General features: G+C 69.9%; 12 protein-coding genes. 9 read left to right on the top strand and 3 right to left on the bottom strand.

Annotated elements, in window-relative coordinates; translation table 11 throughout:
* Nucleotides 1–18: 18 nt before the first annotated feature.
* Together TSH58p_RS20985 and TSH58p_RS20980 are read left to right on the top strand one after the other, a co-directional pair.
* Nucleotides 19–585, top strand: coding sequence for a Twin-arginine translocation pathway signal (locus TSH58p_RS20985; protein ID WP_247874205.1), 567 nt, complete (start codon nt 19–21; stop codon nt 583–585).
* 28 nt (nt 586–613) lie between these two features.
* The gene (locus tag TSH58p_RS20980) at nt 614–2,185 is read left to right on the top strand and encodes a GMC family oxidoreductase (protein WP_109071595.1); all 1,572 of its coding nucleotides are present in this window, start codon (nt 614–616) and stop codon (nt 2,183–2,185) included.
* A 93-nt stretch (nt 2,186–2,278) separates the two neighbouring features.
* Here the strand turns inward: TSH58p_RS20980 and TSH58p_RS20975 are convergent, their stop codons facing one another.
* The gene (locus TSH58p_RS20975; protein WP_247874204.1) at nt 2,279–2,818 is read right to left on the bottom strand and encodes a ribbon-helix-helix domain-containing protein; all 540 of its coding nucleotides are present in this window, start codon (nt 2,816–2,818) and stop codon (nt 2,279–2,281) included.
* A 428-nt stretch (nt 2,819–3,246) separates the two neighbouring features.
* On the opposite strand from TSH58p_RS20975, the gene glf reads away from it, so the two are divergent.
* The 4 genes from glf (at nt 3,247) to TSH58p_RS20950 (ending at nt 11,873) form a co-directional block, all read left to right on the top strand.
* Nucleotides 3,247–5,589, top strand: a complete 2,343-nt coding sequence (gene glf / locus TSH58p_RS20965; RefSeq protein ID WP_109071593.1) for a UDP-galactopyranose mutase — start codon at nt 3,247–3,249, stop codon at nt 5,587–5,589.
* A 167-nt stretch (nt 5,590–5,756) separates the two neighbouring features.
* The gene (locus TSH58p_RS20960) at nt 5,757–6,905 is read left to right on the top strand and encodes a beta-glucosidase (RefSeq protein ID WP_109071592.1); all 1,149 of its coding nucleotides are present in this window, start codon (nt 5,757–5,759) and stop codon (nt 6,903–6,905) included.
* The gene (locus TSH58p_RS20955) at nt 6,902–8,668 is read left to right on the top strand and encodes an ABC transporter ATP-binding protein (RefSeq protein WP_109071591.1); all 1,767 of its coding nucleotides are present in this window, start codon (nt 6,902–6,904) and stop codon (nt 8,666–8,668) included. The genes TSH58p_RS20960 and TSH58p_RS20955 overlap by 4 nt, the downstream gene beginning before the upstream one ends.
* A gap of 220 nt (nt 8,669–8,888) precedes the next feature.
* Nucleotides 8,889–11,873, top strand: a complete 2,985-nt coding sequence (locus tag TSH58p_RS20950) for a PAS domain-containing protein (RefSeq protein ID WP_109071590.1) — start codon at nt 8,889–8,891, stop codon at nt 11,871–11,873.
* 84 nt (nt 11,874–11,957) lie between these two features.
* On the opposite strand, the gene TSH58p_RS20945 is transcribed toward TSH58p_RS20950, so the two are convergent.
* Complete coding sequence (locus tag TSH58p_RS20945; protein WP_109071589.1) at nt 11,958–13,268, bottom strand: solute carrier family 23 protein; 1,311 nt, start codon at nt 13,266–13,268, stop codon at nt 11,958–11,960.
* 266 nt (nt 13,269–13,534) lie between these two features.
* Between TSH58p_RS20945 and TSH58p_RS20940 the strand changes: the two genes are divergently transcribed.
* Nucleotides 13,535–14,551, top strand: a complete 1,017-nt coding sequence (locus TSH58p_RS20940) for a sensor domain-containing diguanylate cyclase (protein ID WP_109071588.1) — start codon at nt 13,535–13,537, stop codon at nt 14,549–14,551.
* A 38-nt stretch (nt 14,552–14,589) separates the two neighbouring features.
* Here TSH58p_RS20940 and TSH58p_RS20935 read toward each other — a convergent pair whose 3' ends face one another.
* Entirely contained in the window at nt 14,590–15,069 is a 480-nt protein-coding gene (locus tag TSH58p_RS20935) for a hypothetical protein (protein WP_109071587.1), read from the bottom strand.
* A gap of 567 nt (nt 15,070–15,636) precedes the next feature.
* On the opposite strand from TSH58p_RS20935, the gene TSH58p_RS20930 reads away from it, so the two are divergent.
* Both TSH58p_RS20930 and TSH58p_RS20925 read left to right on the top strand, forming a co-directional pair.
* A complete protein-coding gene (locus tag TSH58p_RS20930; RefSeq protein WP_109071586.1) occupies nt 15,637–16,704 on the top strand; it encodes an Ldh family oxidoreductase in 1,068 nt (355 codons plus the stop codon).
* A gap of 38 nt (nt 16,705–16,742) precedes the next feature.
* Nucleotides 16,743–18,083: an amidase gene (locus TSH58p_RS20925; protein ID WP_109071585.1), complete on the top strand. Its 1,341-nt coding sequence runs from the start codon at nt 16,743–16,745 to the stop codon at nt 18,081–18,083.
* The last annotated feature ends 64 nt before the right edge of the window (nt 18,084–18,147 follow it).

Genomic DNA, 18,147 nt, shown 5'->3' with positions numbered 1-18,147 from the left:
CGGTCTTGGGAGGAAGCGATGCGTTCTCCGACGAGCACAACAGCAAAATCCGACCCGAATCACACCATGCACCGGCGCGCCTTCCTGGCGGCCTCGGCCACCGCCGCCGCGGCGACGGCCATTCTGGTGTCGGGCGGGGCGATCCTCTGCCCGCGCGAGGCCTGGGGCTATGAGACCAAGGCGCTGGCGCCCGACACCATGCGCTCGCTGATCCGCGTGTCGCGGGACATCTACCCGCACGACCGGCTGGCCGACCGCTTCTACGCCGTCGCCATGAAGGCGCAGGACGAGAAGGCGGCCGCCGACGCGGCCCTGAAGGAGCTGTACGAATCCGGCATGGCGAAGCTCGACCGGCTGGCCAAGGCCAAGCACGACGCGCCCTACGCGGAGGTCGGCTGGGAGGCCGACCGGGTCCGCCTGCTGCACGAGATCGAGGCCGACCCCTTCTTCCAGACGGTGCGCGGCGGGCTGGTGACCGGGATCTACAACAACCAGGAGGTCTGGCCGCTCTTCGGCTACGAGGGCGAGAGCGCGGCCAAGGGCGGCTACATCGACCGCGGATTCAACGACATCGAGTGGCTCTGACCACCGTTTCAGGAAGGATGTTTCAGCCATGGCAGCGAAATTCGACCTGAACGACGACAGCGTCGTGGTGATCGTGGGGTCCGGGGCCGGGGGCGGCACGCTGGGCACCCAACTGGCGCTGAAGGGAATCAAGACGGTGATCCTCGAAGCCGGCGGGCGCCACAACATGGAGGATTTCCAGAACGACGAATGGGCCAGCTTCGCCCAGATCTCCTGGCTCGACCCGCGCACCACCTCGGGAAGCTGGCGGGTGTCGCGCGACTTCCCCGGCCTGCCGGCCTGGATCGTCAAGGCGGTCGGCGGCTCCACCGTGCACTGGGCGGGTGCGGCGCTGCGCTTCCAGCCGCACGAATTCAAGACGCGCACCGCCTACGGCGAGGTCGCCGGCGCCAACCTGCTGGACTGGCCGATCACGCTGGAGGAACTGGAGCCCTGGTACGCCAAGGCGGAGGACCGCATGGGCGTCACCCGCACCAACGGCATCCCCGGCCTGCCCGGCAACAACAACTTCAAGGTCCTGAAGGCCGGCGCCGACAAGATGGGCTACAAGGAGTGCCACACCGGCAACATGGCCATCAACTCGGAGCCCCGCGACGGGCGCGGGGGCTGCCAGCAGATCGGCTTCTGCTTCCAGGGCTGCAAGTCCGGGGCGAAATGGTCGACCCTGATCGCCGAGATCCCCAAGGGCGAGGAGACCGGCAAGCTGGAGGTCCGCGCCAACGCCCAGGTGCTGAAGATCGAGCATGACGCCAAGGGCAAGGTGACCGGCGTCGTGTACGCCGACAAGGATGGGGCGATCCAGCGCCAGAAGGCCCGCATCGTCGCGGTGGCCGGCAACTCCATCGAAAGCCCCCGCCTGCTCCTGAACTCCGCGTCCTCGATGTTCCCGGACGGTCTCGCCAACTCCTCGGGCCAGGTGGGGCGGAACTACATGCGGCACATGACCGGCTCGGTCTACGGCGTGTTCGAAAAGCCGGTGCGCATGTACCGCGGCACGACCATGGCCGGCGTCATCCGCGACGAGGCCAAGAACAAGCCCGACCGCGGCTTCGTCGGCGGCTACGAGATCGAGACCCTGTCGCTTGGCCTGCCCTTCATGGCGGCCTTCCTCGACCCCGGCGCCTGGGGGCGGGAGTTCACCTCGGCGCTCGACAGCTACGACCACATGGCCGGCATGTGGCTGGTCGGCGAGGACATGCCGCAGGAGAGCAACCGCATCACGCTGCACGCCGACAAGAAGGACAAGTACGGGATGCCCGTCCCGAACGTCCATTTCGACGACCATCCCAACGACGTCGCCATGCGCCAGCACGCCTATCGGCAGGGCATGGCGCTGTATGAATCAGTGGGGGCGACCCGCAGCTTCCCGACGCCGCCCTACCCGTCCACCCACAATCTGGGCACCAACCGGATGAGCGAGAAGGCGCGCGACGGCGTGGTGAACAAGTGGGGCCAGACCCACGACGTGGCGAACCTGTTCGTCTCCGACGGCTCGCAGTTCACCACCGGCGGCGCCGAGAACCCGACCCTGACCATCGTCGCGCTGGCGCTGCGGCAGGCCGACTACATCGCCGGCCAAATGGCCATGAACGCGATCTGATCGTTTTCTGTTCTGCCCTGTCCCATTATTCGGGACGCCGCGCGGTTTACAGCCCCTCTCTTCCGGACGGAGGAGGGGGGCCCTCTTTTGCGCTCAGGCCGTCTCGCGTTCCTTTTCCGGGGCGGTGAAGGCGGCCGGAATGCCCGCCGGAAGGACGGCGGCGGCCACCGCGGCGAAATCGGTGCGCGCCTCCCGCTCCAGTTCCTCCACGCAGGGGCGGTGGCCTTTCACCTCCTGGGCGTAGGTCAGGCAGGCGCAACGGAGCAGACCGGCGAAATTCCGCCGCTCCACCCCGCGGGCCAAGACTTCATCGTGCAACTTTGACAAGAAACGGCCCAGCGAGACGCCCTGCATCGCCGCGATTTCCTCCAGCGCGTCCCAGAAGGCCGCTTCCAGACAGACGCTCGTCGAATGACCGCTGAGGCGGACCCGCCGGGTTACCATGCGGAAGCGCTCCGGGTCCTGACCGGCAAAAATTCGGCACATCCCTCGTCTCCTTCCAAACTTCCCCGACTCCTTGAATGCACTATGAACGGAAAATCCGTCATGCGCATTAATTTCCGAATGACGCAACCCGCCCAGGTCGAGTGAAGAGAGGGGAACATCATCAAATCCGCGCGCATCGAAAAGCACCGGAGACGCGCAGTTTTCCCCGGATACCACCCCCGCCCGCTGAAATATGCGCTTACCCCAGCCAACCCGCCGCAAAAGAACTAGCGTTGAGAAATTGGGGAACCGTTTCCACAGCGCATTTCTGTCACGGAACCCACCCCTGCCGACCCCGTTATTGGTTTCCGGTTTTCGACGCCATTCCGCTGCGCCGCAAAAATCCACTGTATTCGTGGCGAATTCCCGGCGGTAACCCGACGATACGTCATTGAAGAGAGGATGGAAACATGAGTTGGGCCGGCCAACACCAGTTCCCAATCGGCAGAAACCGAAAAAGAACACGTCCGACCGCCGACTCTCCACACTCAGAGATCACCGTCCCACCCTCACAGACCCTGATCTGCTTTTCGCACCTGCGCTGGAGCTTCGTTTATCAGCGCCCACAACATCTTATGTCGCGATTCGCGCGCGACCACCGCGTGCTGTTCGTCGAGGAGCCGATCCACAACGACACGCCCGAGCCCTGGCTGGACGTGCGCGAGGACGAGGGCGTCCTTATCCTGGTGCCCCGCCTGCCCGCCGGCCTGGACGGCGAGGCGGCCGTGACCGCCCAGCGCCAGCTGCTCGACCGCTATCTGGCCGAGGAGGGGGTGAGCGACCCGATCCTCTGGTACTACACGCCGATGAGCCTCGGCGTGTCCGGCCATCTGCGCGGGGCGCTGGTGGTCTATGACTGCATGGACGAGTTGTCGGCCTTCCACGGCGCGCCACCGGAGCTGGTCGAGCGCGAACGGCAGCTGATGGCGCGGGCCGACGTGGTGTTCACCGGCGGCGTCAGCCTCTACGAGGCCAAGCGCGGCCTGCACCCCAACGCCCACGCCTTCCCCAGCAGCGTGGACGTCGCCCATTTCGCCGCCGCCCGCGGCATCGCGGAGGAGCCCGCCGATCAGGCGGCCATCCCGCACCCGCGGCTCGGCTTCTACGGCGTCATCGACGAGCGGCTGGACATCGCCCTGCTGGACGCCGCGGCCACGGCCCGGCCCGACTGGCAGTTCGTCCTGGTCGGCCCGGTGGTGAAGATCGACCCGGCCGACCTGCCCCGCCGCCCGAACATCCACTATCTCGGCCCGAAGAGCTACGACGACCTGCCGCAGTATCTGGCGGGCTGGGACGTCGCCCTGATGCCCTTCGCGCGCAACGAGTCCACCCGCTTCATCAGCCCGACCAAGACGCCGGAGTATCTGGCCGCCGGGCGCCCGGTCGTCTCCACCTCGATCACCGACGTGGTCCGCGGCTATGGCGACAGCGGCGTCGTGCGCATCGCCGACGCGCCGGAGGATTTCGTCGCCGCCGTCGCGGCCGCCCTGGCCGACGCCGCCGACCCGGAGCGACTGCGCGCCACCGCCGACCACGTCCTGCGCGACATGTCCTGGGACAAGACGCAGGGCCGCATGAAGACGCTGATGGAGCAGGCCCGCCAGCGCGGACGCGCCGCGCCGCCGGCCCACCGCCCGGCGCCGGCCATCCACCAGCCGGCCATTCATCCGGCCCCCCATCCGACCCCCCATCCGACCAGGCACGTCAACGGACGCGCCGCCGGCCGCCGTTCCGGCTTCGACTATCTGATCGTCGGGGCGGGCTTCGCCGGCAGCGTGCTGGCGGAACGTCTGGCGGCGGGGCTGAACAAGCGCGTGCTGCTGATCGACCGGCGCCCGCACATCGGCGGCAACGCCTACGATCACTACGACGACGCGGGCGTGCTGATCCACCGCTACGGCCCGCACATCTTCCACACCAACGCCAAGCCGGTCGCCGACTATCTGTCGCGTTTCACCAAGTGGCGGCCCTACGAACACCGTGTCCTGGCGCGGGTGGACGAGCGGCTCGTCCCCATCCCGATCAACCGGACGACGGTCAACCAACTGTACGGGCTGGACCTCGACGAGGCCGGAGTCGCCGCCTTCCTGAAGAGCCGGTCGGAACCGGTGGCCGACGTCCGCACGTCGGAGGACGTGGTGGTCGGCGCGGTCGGGCGGGAGCTGTACGAAAAGTTCTTCCGCGGCTACACCCGCAAGCAGTGGGGCCTCGACCCGTCGCAGCTCGACAAGGCAGTCACCGCCCGCGTGCCGACACGGACCAACGACGACGACCGCTATTTCGGCGACAGCTTCCAGGCGATGCCGCTGAACGGCTACACGCGGATGTTCGAAAGCATGCTCGACCACCCGAACATCAAGGTGATGCTGAACACCGATTTCGACGATGTCCGGGACGAGATCGCCTATGACCGCATCGTCTTCACCGGCCCGATCGACGAGTATTTCGGCCACCGCTTCGGCAAGCTGCCCTACCGCTCCCTGACCTTCCGGCACGAGACGGTCGATCAAGAGTGGTTCCAGCCCGTCGCCGTGGTGAACGAACCGTCGGAGGCGGTGCCCTACACCCGCGTCACCGAGTACAAGCATCTGACCGGGCAAAGCCACCCGAAGACCAGCATCACCTACGAGTACCCGTCCGCGCAGGGCGATCCCTATTACCCGATCCCCCGCCCGGAGAATCAGGAGCTGTTCCGCAAGTACCAGGCGCTGGCCGACAACACGCCGGACGTGATCTTCCTGGGCCGGCTCGGCACCTACCGCTACTACAACATGGATCAGGTGGTGGCGCAGGCTCTGGCGGTCTACGCCCGCCTGGAGAAGGAGGAGCATCAGAGCCGCGGCCTCGCCGCCGCCGCGCGCGCCTTCGGCTCGCTGGGCGCGGAGCGGGAGGTGCGGGTCGCGGGGATGGGGGACTAGGAGGAGCGCGCGCCCCCTTGCCCCCACCCTTCCCATGCTCCGCATGGGCCCCTTCCCTCCCCCGCTGCGCAGGGGAGGGAGCTTAATCCCCTCCCCCGCCCAGCGGGGGAGGGTTAGGGAGGGGGCAATGCCTCCCCAACTCCCCGCCCTCTACACAGAGCACCCCCATGCACACCCCCACCCTGTTCGACAGCGTCTTCCTCGGCGGCTTCGAATGCTCGACGCACCGGCGGCATGACGGGCGCCGGTTGGACCTGATCGCGGCGACCGGCCACGACCGGCTGGCCCCCGAGGACTATCGGCGCATGGCCGCCCACGGCCTGCGCACCGTGCGCGACGGCGTGCGCTGGCACCTGATCGAGACCACGCCGGGCCGGTACGACTGGTCCAGCCTGCTGCCCATGGTCCGCGCGGCGCGCGAATCCGGGGTCCAGGTGATCTGGGACCTCTGCCATTACGGCTGGCCGGACGACATCGACATCTGGCGCCCCGCCTTCGTGGAGCGCTTCGCCCGTTTCGCCGGAGCCACAGCAGCCCTGCTCCGCGACGAGGGCGTGGCGGCGCCCGCCTACTGCCCGGTCAACGAGATCTCCTACTGGGCCTGGGCCGGCGGCGACATGAAGCGCTTCAACCCGATGGCCGAGCGCCGCGGGGCCGAACTCAAGCACCAGCTCGTCCGCGCCAGCATCGCGGCCATCGACGCGATCCGCGCCGCCGACCCGGGCGCCCGCATCGTCCAGGTCGATCCGGTGATCAACGTGCTGCCCCGCCCCGACCGCAAGGGCGACGCCGCCGCCGCGGAGGAGGCCCGGCTGGCCCAGTACGAGGCGTGGGACATGATCGGCGGCCACGCCTGGCCGGGGCTGGGCGGCAAGCCGGAGTATCTGGACGTGATCGGGGTCAACTACTACTCCGACAACCAGTGGTTCCTGAAGGGCGGCACCATCGGACGGGACGACCCGCGCTACCGCCCCTTCGCCGACATCCTGGCGGAGGTGCACCGGCGCTACGGCCGCCCGGTCCTGGTGGCCGAGACGGGGGCCGAGGGCGACGCCCGCGTGCCCTGGCTCGACTATGTGACGGAGCAGGTGGGGACCGCCCTGCGCGCCGATGTGCCGGTGGAGGGCGTCTGCCTCTACCCGATCCTCGACTATCCGGGCTGGGCCAACGACCGCCATTGCGAGACCGGCCTCTACGGCCTGTGCGACGAGGACGGCGGGCGTTGCCTCCATCAACCGCTGGCCGCCGCGCTGGAGCGCGCGCAGGCCCGCATCGGCGCGCTGCTCGGCGAGCCGCAATTCCAGGCGGCTCAATGAGCGGTTCCAGCACGGACACCATCCCGGACCGCCCCGGCCGCTTCCTGATGCGCTACATCCGGCGGCGGCCCTGGTCCTTCGGCGGGCTGTTCTCGGTGATCGTGGCGGCGGCGGGCTGCGCCGTCGCCGTGCAGTACGGGATGAAGCTGCTGATCGACGCCATGGCCTCCCCCGACCGGGCGGCGGCGGACGTCTGGACGCCGCTCGGCCTGTTCCTCGGCTTCATCGCGGCGGAGAACGTGCTGTGGCGGCTGGGCGGCTGGCTCGGCTGCCGGACGGTGCTGGCGACCGGCGTGGACATGCGGCTGGACCTGTTCCGGCACCTGACCGGCCATTCGATGCGCTACTTCTCGGAGCATCTGGCCGGCTCGCTCGGCAACCGCATCGCCGCCACCGAGAACGCGGCCACCACGATCTTCCGCACCCTGACCTGGAGCATCGTCCCGCCGGTCACCGACTTCCTGGGGGCGGTCCTGGTGCTGCTGACCATCCATTGGGGCATGGCGGCGGCGCTCGTGATGTTCGCCCTGGTGGTCGCCGTCGCCATCGTCGGGCTGGGGCTGCGCGGGCGGACCGTGCACCACGCCTTCGCCGAACAGTCCGCCCGCACCAACGGCGAGCTGGTCGACGTGGTGTCCAACGTCTGGACGGTGAAGGCCTTTTCCGCCCGCGGGCGGGAGCGCGAGCGCCTGCGGCAGGCCTTCACGGTCGAGGCCGGGGCGCACCGCCGGAGCTGGATGCATCTGGAGAAGACCCGCGTCGTCCATGACATCTGCCTGTGGGTGATGGCCGGGTCGATGCTGCTGTGGGCGCTGCTGCTGTGGCGGGACGGCACGATCACCACCGGCGACGTGGTGATCGTCAGCGCGCTCACCTTCCGCATCCTGCACGGCTCCCGCGACCTCGCCTTCGCGCTGGTCACCGCCACCCAGCAGGTCAGCGCCATCGACGAGAGTCTGCGGGTGATCGCCCGCCCCCACGACGTGCTCGACCCCGTGCCGGCCCAGCCCGCCACGCCCGGCGGCGGCGCCATCGCGTTCGAGCGGGTGTCCTACCGCTATCCCGAAGGGCGCCGGGTCCTGGAGGATTTCAGCCTGACCATCCCGGCCGGGCAGAAGGTCGGTCTGGTCGGGCCGTCAGGGGCCGGCAAGTCCACCATCATCAGCCTGATCCAGCGGCTGGACGACGTGCAGCGCGGCGACATCCTCATCGACGGCCAGCCGCTGACCGCGCTCGCCCAGGACGACCTGCGCGCCAAGATCGCCGTGGTGCCCCAGGACATCGCGCTGTTCCACCGCCCGATCCTGGAGAACATCCGCTACGGCCGCCCCGACGCCAGCGACGAGGAGGTGTTCGAGGCGGCCCGCCACGCCTTCTGCGACGGTTTCATCCGCCAGTTGCCGGAGGGCTACGGCACGCTGGTCGGCGAACGCGGCGTGCGGCTGTCGGGCGGGCAGCGGCAGCGGCTGGGCATCGCCCGCGCCTTCCTGAAGAACGCCCCGATCCTGATCCTCGACGAGGCGACCTCCGCCCTCGACACCCAGTCGGAGCAGGAGATCCAGACGGCGCTGGCCGATCTGGCCCAGGGACGGACGGTGGTCGCGGTGGCCCACCGCCTGTCCACCGTGTCGGCCTTCGACCGCGTGCTGGTTCTGATGGATGGCCGCATCGCCGAGGACGGCCATCCCACCGAGTTGCGGCGACGCGGCGGCCTCTTCAACTCCTTGTGGCAACTCCAGGCGCAGGGCTTCGCGGCGGAATAACCGGAGCACGTCCGGCGGCCTCCGCACCGTGGCGCGGAGGTCGCATCGGCCGGAACGTTTAAGGGAAACAGCCCTTCGGCGGGCTATCTTTCCGGGCGTCGTGTGTTAAGACACCAGACGCAACTTCGCTTCGGCCCGAAAGCTCGATGAAAGCCACGACCGACGATAGCACCGTTGAAATTCAAACCCTTTTTCCGTGCAAAAGCCACGGAGCCGGCCCATGACGGAACTGCCGGTGATTGGCGGCCCGGTGATTGGCGGCCGGACGATCGGGGGCGACCTGGATTTCCTGTCCGGCGGTGGCGAGATGGGGGAGCGGATGCGTTCCCACGACTGGGCGTCGACGGCGCTCGGCCCGCCGGAAAGCTGGCCGCAGAGCCTGCGCACCATCGTCGGCGTCGTCCTCTCCTCCCGGCAGGCGATGTTCGTGGCCTGGGGGCCGGAGCTGTCCTTCCTCTACAACGACGGCTACACGCCGATCTTCGGGGCCAAGCACCCGGAGGCGCTGGGCCGCCCCTTCGCCGAGGTGTGGTGGGACATCTGGCCCCAGATCAAGCCGCTGGTCGACCGCACGCTGGCCGGCGAGGCCTCCTGGTACGAGGATCTTCTGATCCCGATGGAGCGCCGGGGGTTCCGCGAGGACGCCTGGTTCACCTTCTCCTACACCCCGGTGCGGGGCGAGGACGGGCGCATTCCGGGCATGTTCTGCGCCGCCATCGAGACGACCTCGCAGGTGCTCGCCGCCCGGCGCGCCGACTTCCACCTGAAGCTGGAGGCCAGGCTGCGCCAGCTCTCCGATCCCTTCGCGGTGGCCGCGGCGGCGGAAGAGGCCCTGGGCCGTCATCTGGGCGCCAGCCGCGTCGGTTACGGCGTGATGGACGAGACCGCGCGCTTCTTCACGACGGAGCGGAACTGGACCGACGGCAGCGTCGAACATCAGGCCGGCACCCATGACCTGCTGAGCTTCGGGCCGGAGCTTCTGGACACGCTGCGCAGCGGCGGGACGCTCACCATCCATGACACCGCGGCGGACCCGCGCTTCGCCACGCCGGACCGGCAGGCCGCCTTCGCGGCGATGAACATCGCCTCCGCCGTCACGGCCAGCCTGGTGAAGAACGGGCGGATGGTCGCCGCCCTCTACGTCCACGACGGGAAGCCCCGGCGCTGGCATCCGGACGAGGTCCGGCTGGTGGAGGAGGTGGCGGAGCGCACATGGTCCGCCCTGGAGCGTGCCCGGGCTGAGGAATCGCTGCACCGCGCCAACGCCCGGCTGGCCGCGGAGGGGGAGCAGATGCGCAATCTCTTTCGGCAGTCGCCCAACTTCATGTGCGTGCTGCGCGGCCCGGACCATGTGTTCGAACTGGCCAACGACTCCTACCGCCAGCTGGTCGGCGACCGCGCCCTGATCGGCAAGATGGTGCACGAGGCCATGCCGGAGGTCGCCGGCCAGGGCTTCTTCGAGCTGCTGGGCCGCGTCTACGACAGCGGGGAGCCCTTCGTCGGGCACGCCCTGCCGGTGCGGGTCGTCCGCCAGCCCGGCGCGCCGGTGCAGGAACGCTTCATCACCTTCATCTACCAGCCGATCAAGGACGCCGACGGGCGGGTGACCGGGATATTCTGCGAAGGCAGCGACGTCACCGAGGCCAAGCGGGCCGAGGACGCGCTGCGCGACCTGAACGCCACGCTGGAGCAGCGCGTCGCCGAACGCACCGCCGACCGCGACCGCATCTGGCGCCTGTCCACCGACGTCATGCTGGTGGCGCGCTTCGACGGCTCCATCAGCGCCGTCAATCCGGCCTGGACCAGTCTGCTGGGCTGGTCGGAGGAGGAGCTGGCGGCGCACAGCTTCTTCGACTTCGTGCACCCGGACGATCTGGAGCGCACGCGGGCCGAGGCGGCGCGGCTGGGCGCGGGGCACACCACGCCGCGCTTCGAGAACCGCTACCGCCACAAGGACGGGCGCTATCTCTGGCTGTCCTGGGTCGCCGTGCCGGACGACCGCTTCATCCACGCCGTTGGCCGCGACATCACCGCCCAGAAGGAGGCGGACGCCGCCCTGCGGCAGACCGAGGAGCAGCTTCGCCAGGCCCAGAAGATGGAGGCGGTCGGCCAGTTGACCGGCGGCGTGGCGCACGACTTCAACAACCTGCTCCAGGCGCTGGAAGGCTGCCTCTCGATGATCGGGCGCCGCACGGAGGAGCCGCAGGTCCACGCCCTGCTCGACGCCGGGCAGCAGGCGGTGGGGCGCGGGGCGAAGCTGGTGCAGCAGCTCATGGCCTTCGCCCGGCGCGACAGCCTGCGCCCCGAATCCATCGGCGTGCGCGACCGGGTGGTCGCCATGTCGGCGCTGCTGGAACGGGCGCTGCGCGCCGACATCGCGCTGGACCTGCGCCTCGGCGACGATCTCTGGCCCGTCGAGGTGGACCCGACCCAGTTCGAGCTGGCGGTCATCAACCTCGCCGTCAACGCGCGCGACGCCATGCCGGCCGGCGGGCGGCTGACGGTCGAGGCGGTCAACACGCTGTTTCCTCCGGGCGATCCGCGGGGTGTGGAGGGCGAGTTCCTGCGCCTGTCGGTGTCGGACACCGGCTGCGGCATGCCCGCCGCGGTGGCCGCCCGCGCCTTCGAGCCCTTCTTCACGACCAAGGACCTCGGCAAGGGGACCGGGCTGGGGCTGGCCCAGGTCTACGGCCTCGCCCGGCAGGCCGGCGGCACCGCCTGGATCGACAGCGCGCCGGACCAGGGCACGACGGTGCATCTTCTGCTCCGCCGTTCCGGCGTGGCTCCGGCGGAGGAGCCCGCCCCTCCCGCGGCCTGCGCGCCGCCGCCGGGCGGCGCGCGGCGCCACGGCAGGGTGCTGGTGGTGGAGGACGACCCCATCGTCGCCATGACCGTCAGCACGGCGCTGGAGGACGCCGGGTTCGCCGTGCTGTCCGCCGCCAACGCCGAGGAGGCGCTGCCCCATTTGTCGGACGACGGGGTCGACGTGCTGCTGAGCGACGTGGTGATGCCCGGCGGGATGAGCGGCATCGATCTGGCCCGCGAGGCCCGCGCGCGGCGGCCCGGCCTGCCGGTCATCCTGGCGACCGGCTACAGCGAGGACATCGCCCGCGCCACCGGCATCCCGGTGCTGGCGAAGCCCTACCGGATCGACGATCTGGTCGGGCGGATCGACGCGATCCTGATGGGCGAAGTCGGGGAGTAAGGAGGCCGGGGAGTAAAGAGGTCGGGGAACAAAAAAGGCGGAGCCCCTCGAGGGGCTCCGCCTTGGCCGGCCGCGAAGCGGTCCTCAGATGTGGTCGGAGGACAGGATGGCCTCGGCGTCGCCGCCGGTGCCGCGGCCCGGCAGGACCGCGTTCAGGACCACGCCCATCAGCGCCGACAGCGCCATCGAGGAGACGACGAAGCCGCCGTCGCCGAACTTCAGCGACGCCCCGCCGATGCCGATCACCAGGATGGTCGAGGAGATCAGCAGGTTGCGCTTGTCGCCCAGATCCACCTTGCCCTCGATCAGCGTGCGGATGCCCGAGGAGGCGATGACGCCGAACAGGGCGATGGACACGCCGCCCATCACCGCCGTGGGGATGCTCGACAGGAAGGCCGACAGCTTGCCCACGAAGCCGAGGATGATGGCGAGCGTCGCCGCCCCGCCGATCACCCACACGCTGAACACGCGGGTCACGGCCAGCACGCCGATGTTCTCGCCATAGGTCGTCGCCGGGGGACCGCCCAGCGCGCCCGCCACCATGGTCGCCACGCCGTCGCCGAACACCGAGCGGTGCAGGCCCGGATCGGCGATGAAGTTGCGGCCAACGACTCGGCTCAGCACGATCTGCCCGCCGATGTGCTCGGCGATGGTGACCAGCGCCACCGGCGCCACCAGCAGGATCATCGCCCAGGCCGAGACGCCCTCCTTCATGCCGGAGAACAGCAGGTGGAAGTCGGGCATCCGCAGGAAGGGCGCGGCGGCGACCGGTCCGAAGTCCACCATGCCGAAGACCACGCCCAGCGCATAGCCGGTCAGGATGCCCAGCAGGATCGGCACCACCGTGAAGAAGCCGCGCAGCACGATGGAGTAGAGGAAGATGCTGCCCAGCGTCGCCAGCGCCAGCAGGAAATGCGGCAGGCTGTACTCGCCGCCGCCCGCGGTGTTCTGCGCCATGCCCACGGCGACCGAGGCGAGGCCGAGGCCGATCACCACGATCACCGGCCCGACGACGATGGGCGGCAGGATGGCCAGCAGCCAGCGCACGCCGAAGGCGCGGATCAGCAGGGCGACCGCCACATAGACCGCCCCCGCCGCGCAGGCCCCGACCAGCGCGCCGCCGGTGCCGCCGATCTGGGTGGCGGCGACGATCGGGCCGATGAAGGCGAAGGAGGAGCCCAGATAGGCGGGCAGCCGCCATTTGGTGAAGGCCAGATAGATCAGGGTGCCAAGGCCGCTGGTGACGAGCGCCACCGACGGGTCGAGGCCGGTGAGGATCGGCACCAGCACGTTGGCGCCGAACATGGCGAAGAGGTGCTGGAGGCTGAGCAGGAGGAAGGTGGCCGGGGGCGGACGGTCGTGGACGTCCAGCACCCGGTCGCGCGGGGCTGTCATGAACTGCGGTTCCCGTATCGGTGGTTGCGCGGCAAGGGTTACTCCGCGGCGGCCTGCCCGGTCAAACGCCACCATGCGGAATTTTTCGGCAGCGGACTCCCACCGAGGCCGGCGGCATCGTCATAGGCGTAAAATCATTCATTCGTTGCCTTGCCATAGGCCATTCGTTAGTATGATGTTTAATAAAAATTCCCGTTATTGGACATGAAGCTGCGTTTCCGCACGCGATGCGGGATTGAGCCCTTGCTTTTAGAGTGAATGAACGCATGGCCGACGAACTGTTTGCACAACTTACAGACACCCTTTCGTCGGCGAAGACGGTGGAGGAGCTGACCCGGCCCCTGCTGTCGCTTCTGGAACTGGTGACGGAACTGGAGGCCACCTACCTCACCCGGATCGAGCTGGAGCACGGCATCCAGCGCATTCTCTTCTCCTGCAACACCAAGACCCTGAACATTCCCGAAGGGCTGGCCGTCCCGTGGGAGGGCACGCTGTGCAAGCGGGCGCTCGACGAGGGGAAGCTCTACACCGACGACGTGCCCAGCTGCTGGGGCGATTCCGAGGCGGCGGCGGCGCTGGGCATCCGCACCTATGTCAGCACGCCCGTCCATCTCGACGACGGCAGCCTGTTCGGCACGCTCTGCGCCGCCAGTTCGGACCGCAAGCCCCTGACGCCGAAGGGCGAGCAGGTGCTGCGCCTGTTCGCCTCGCTGATCGCCCTTCATGTCCAGCGCGAACAGCTCCTCAACCAGTTCCGGGACCTGAACGCGGCGCTGGAATCCTACTCCTACACCGACGCTCTGACCGGCCTGCCGAACCGGCGCGCCGTGGTCGCGGAACTGCACCGGCTGTTCGCCATGGCCGAACGGGCCGGACAGAGCGTGCTGATCGGCTTCATCGACCTGGACGGCTTCAAGGCCATCAACGACACCCACGGGCACGAGGCCGGCGACGAATTCCTGACCGAGGTGGGGCGGCGGATCGGCGCCGGGCTGCGGGCGGGGGACACGCTGGGCCGGCTGGGCGGCGACGAGTTCATCATCGTCGGCATGGGCGCCACGCCCGGCGCCGAGGGGGATGACGCCGCCGACGCGCTGCGCGACCGGGTGGAGCCGCTGATCCGGGGCGCCTACCGGCTGGGCGGCTGCGCCTTCGACTATCCGGGGGCGAGCGTCGGGGTGGTCAGCGCCGATCCCGGAGCCGCGACGCCCGACGACGCGCTGCGCGCCGCCGACGCCGCCATGTATGTGCAGAAGAAGATCCGGCGGGCCGCCCGGGCCTGAAACCTTGTCCGGGTCTGAAACCCTGTGCGGCGATCGCCTTACGGGCCGCCGGCCACGCTCCAGGGATCGGGGGCGGTCACCTCGTAGGGCTGGGCGATGCCACCCATCGACAGCGCATGGACCGAATTGCTGGAGAAGCCGCAGGCCTGCTCCGGATTGACGGCGGCGTTGGGACGGAAGGCGTAGGGCCGCGGGGCGTCGGGCGACACGGAGGTCGCCTTGGTGCGCACGACCAGCCCGTGGCCCGACGGAACACTCTGCTCCACCCAGACCCACAGGACCTCCGGGTTGTCGCGGAAGCGGGCCAGCAGGGTGGACAGCGCCTCCGTGCAGGCGGCATGGTCGAGCTGGTGGGCGCCGCGGTCAATGATGGCCGAGGCCGGCCCGGACGACGAGGCGTCCGCGGGATTCCAGGTGAACGCCATGAGACCGGACAGCGCGATGCCAGCGATGGAGGTTCCCCAGAGGACACCGGAGTCGAAACCGGATTCGCCGTGACGGCTGGAATGATCGCGCATCGTGGTCCCTCTACAAAACACTCAACCGCTGCAACCGGCGTCTGCTTGTCTCCGTCTGTTTGACAGGAACGCAGACCCGTGACGTTGATCCAGGACAAGCACCTTACGGCCTCATCCTGTTCGTTGTTTATTGTGCACCGCAACATCGGCCCGTCAACACCCACCGGAAGCATGGCAGGGCTGATTCCGTGCGCTTTCACGCCCGCGTGGCGATGAGCGCGGCAATTTGCCGCTCCTCCGTGTTGGAGCACCGTGGCGACCGGAGGATACGCCGCCAACCGGCAGGCCCCCAGACAACGGCCCCGGCGGCGTCATGGTTCCCCGCCGCCGTCCGATTCGCCAATAAAGTCAGTTGGTTATATTAACGCACATTCAGGATTACAAACGAAGTCGGCCCTTCAATCCCACGCCCATCGGGTCGATTGCGGACACGCGGATGCCATTCCCTTTCACCCGCGCCGCCGCCGCGCGCTATGGTGCGCCCGGCGCCCGGCGGACCGGCAAGAGTCCGGGGCGCCCGCAGGACGAGCACAAAGACAAAGAACACGAGAACCGGAAGGGACGAGCATGAGTGACGAGACCCCCAGCCGCCGCGCCGCCGCGGCCTTCGCCCAGACCGCGGAATCCGGAACGCCGGTCGCCTTCGCCGATCTGGTGGCGTTGCTGGAGCGCATCTTCCTGCGCCATGGCACGTCGGAGCGGGTCGCGGCGATCCTGGCGGAGAACTGCGCGTCCTGCGAGCGCGACGGCTCCACCAGCCACGGCGTGTTCCGCATCCCCGGCTATGTCGGCTCGCTGAAGAGCGGCTGGGTGGACGGACGGGCCGAACCGACGGTGGAGGAGGCCGGTCCCGCCTTCCTGCGCGTCGATGCCGCCAACGGCTTCGCCCAGCCCGCCTTCCTGGCCGCCCGCGACCGCTTCCTGGAGATGGTGCGCGACAACGGCGTCGCCGTCATGGCGATCCGCAACTCCCACCATTTCAGCGCCCTGTGGCCGGACGTCGAGCCCTTCGCGCGGGAGGGGCTGGTGGCGCTCTCCTTCGTCAACAGCTTCGCCTGCGTCGTGCCGCCGGGCGGCAAGGCCGCCGTCTACGGCACCAACCCGATGGCCTTCGCCACTCCGGTGGCCGGCGGCGACCCGATGGTGTTCGATCAGGCGGCCAGCTCCATGGCCAACGGCGACGTGCGCATCGCCGCGCGCGAGGGCCACGTCCTCCCCTCCGGCTCCGGCGTCGACCGCGACGGCAAGCCGACCACCGATCCCAAGGCCGTTCTCGACGGCGGCGCCCTGCTGCCCTTCGGCGGCCACAAGGGCGGCTCCATCGCCTTCATGATCGAGGTGCTGGCGGCGGCGCTGACCGGCGGCAAATACTCGCGCGAGGTCGACTGGTCCGCCCATCCCGGCGCCGAGACGCCCTGCACCGGCCAGCTCTTCATCGTCATCGACCCGGAGCGCGGCGGGACCGGGGCCTTCGCCGACCGCGTCGCCGGCCTCATCGGCGAGGTGAAGGACGCGGGGCAGGGCCGCATGCCCGGCGAGCGCCGCTACGCCCGCCGCGCCCGCACCCTGCGCGACGGCATCCCGCTGGCCCCCGCCCGGCTGGCCGAGCTGCGCGCCCTGGCCGGCGACGCCTGACGCCCCCTTCCCTCCTTCACTTCCGGTCGGTTCCCGCCATGACGACGCCCACCATCGCCACCCTGTCCCGCCAGTTGGGCGCCGGCGCCACCACCAGCCGCCAGCTCGTCGACTCCGCCCTCGCCGCCATCGCGGCCGGGGGCGAGGAGGCGCGCAAGACCTACACCGCCGTGCACGCCGATCCGGCCCGCGCGGCGGCGGACGCCCAGGACCTGCTGCGCCGGGCCGGGCAGCACCCTTCCCCGCTGGCCGGCCTGCCGATCTCGGTCAAGGACCTGTTCGACGAGGCGGGGCACGTCACGCGGGCCGGGTCGCGGGCGCTGGAGGGCGCCGCCCCCGCCGCCCGCGACGCCGACGCGGTGGCCCGGCTGCGCGCCGCCGGGGCGGTGGTGGTGGGGCGGACCAACATGACGGAGTTCGCCTTCTCCGGCGTCGGCATCAACCCGCACTACGGCACCCCCGGCAACCCCGCCGATCCCGCGCGCATCCCCGGCGGCTCGTCGTCGGGCGCCGGGGTGTCGGTGGCGGCGGGCCATGTCCCGCTGGCGCTGGGCACCGACACCGGCGGTTCGGTCCGCATCCCGGCGGCGCTGTGCGGCATCGTCGGCTTCAAGCCGACGCAGCGCCGGGTGTCGCTGCGCGGCGCCCTGCCGCTGTCCTGGTCGCTCGATTCCATCGGGCCGCTCGCCCGGACGGTGGAATGCTGCGCCATCGCCGACGCCGTGCTGGCCGGCGAGGCGGACTGGGTGCCGCCGCCGGTCGGGCTGGCCGGGCTGCGCTTCGCCGTGCCGCAGACGGTGGTCCTGGACGGCATGGAGGACGCGGTGGCCGCCGCCTTCGACGCCGCCTGCCGCCGGCTGTCCGAGGCCGGGGCGCGCATCGTCGAGATTCCCATGGCGGAGCTGGCGGAGATCGGCCCCGCCAACGCCAAGGGCGGGTTGCCCGCGGCGGAGGCCGCCCACTGGCACCGCGACCTGATGGCGGAGAAGGGCGACCTCTACGACCCGCGCGTCCGCGTCCGCATCGAGCGTGGCCGGACCATGAGCGCCGCCGACTACATCGAGGTGACGCAGCGCCGCGCCGACCTGATCGCCCGCACCGACCGGACCACGGCGGACTATGACGCGCTGCTGATGCCGACCGTGCCGCTGCTCGCCCCGCGCATCGACGCCTTCGCCGAGGACGCGGAGTTCGCCCGGCTGAACCTGCTGCTGCTGCGCAACTGCGCCCTGTTCAACTTCCTGGACCGCTGCGCCATCAGCCTGCCGATGCAGCGGGCCGGCGAGCTGCCCAGCGGCCTGATGCTGGTGGGCGCCGCGGGGGCCGACCGCCGCCTGCTGTCCATCGCGGCGGCGGTGGAGCCGGTGGTGGGCGCCTGACGCAACGGGGGTTCCGACGGGGAAGGCGCCCCCGCCCCCGTCCGAAGCCCCCGTCAGAATCCCC

Origin of the sequence: Azospirillum sp. TSH58, from assembly GCF_003119115.1 — a bacterium.
GTDB lineage: Bacteria > Pseudomonadota > Alphaproteobacteria > Azospirillales > Azospirillaceae > Azospirillum.
The sequence above is the reverse complement of the archived record's forward strand: the minus strand, read 5'-3'. Positions and strand labels throughout refer to the sequence as shown.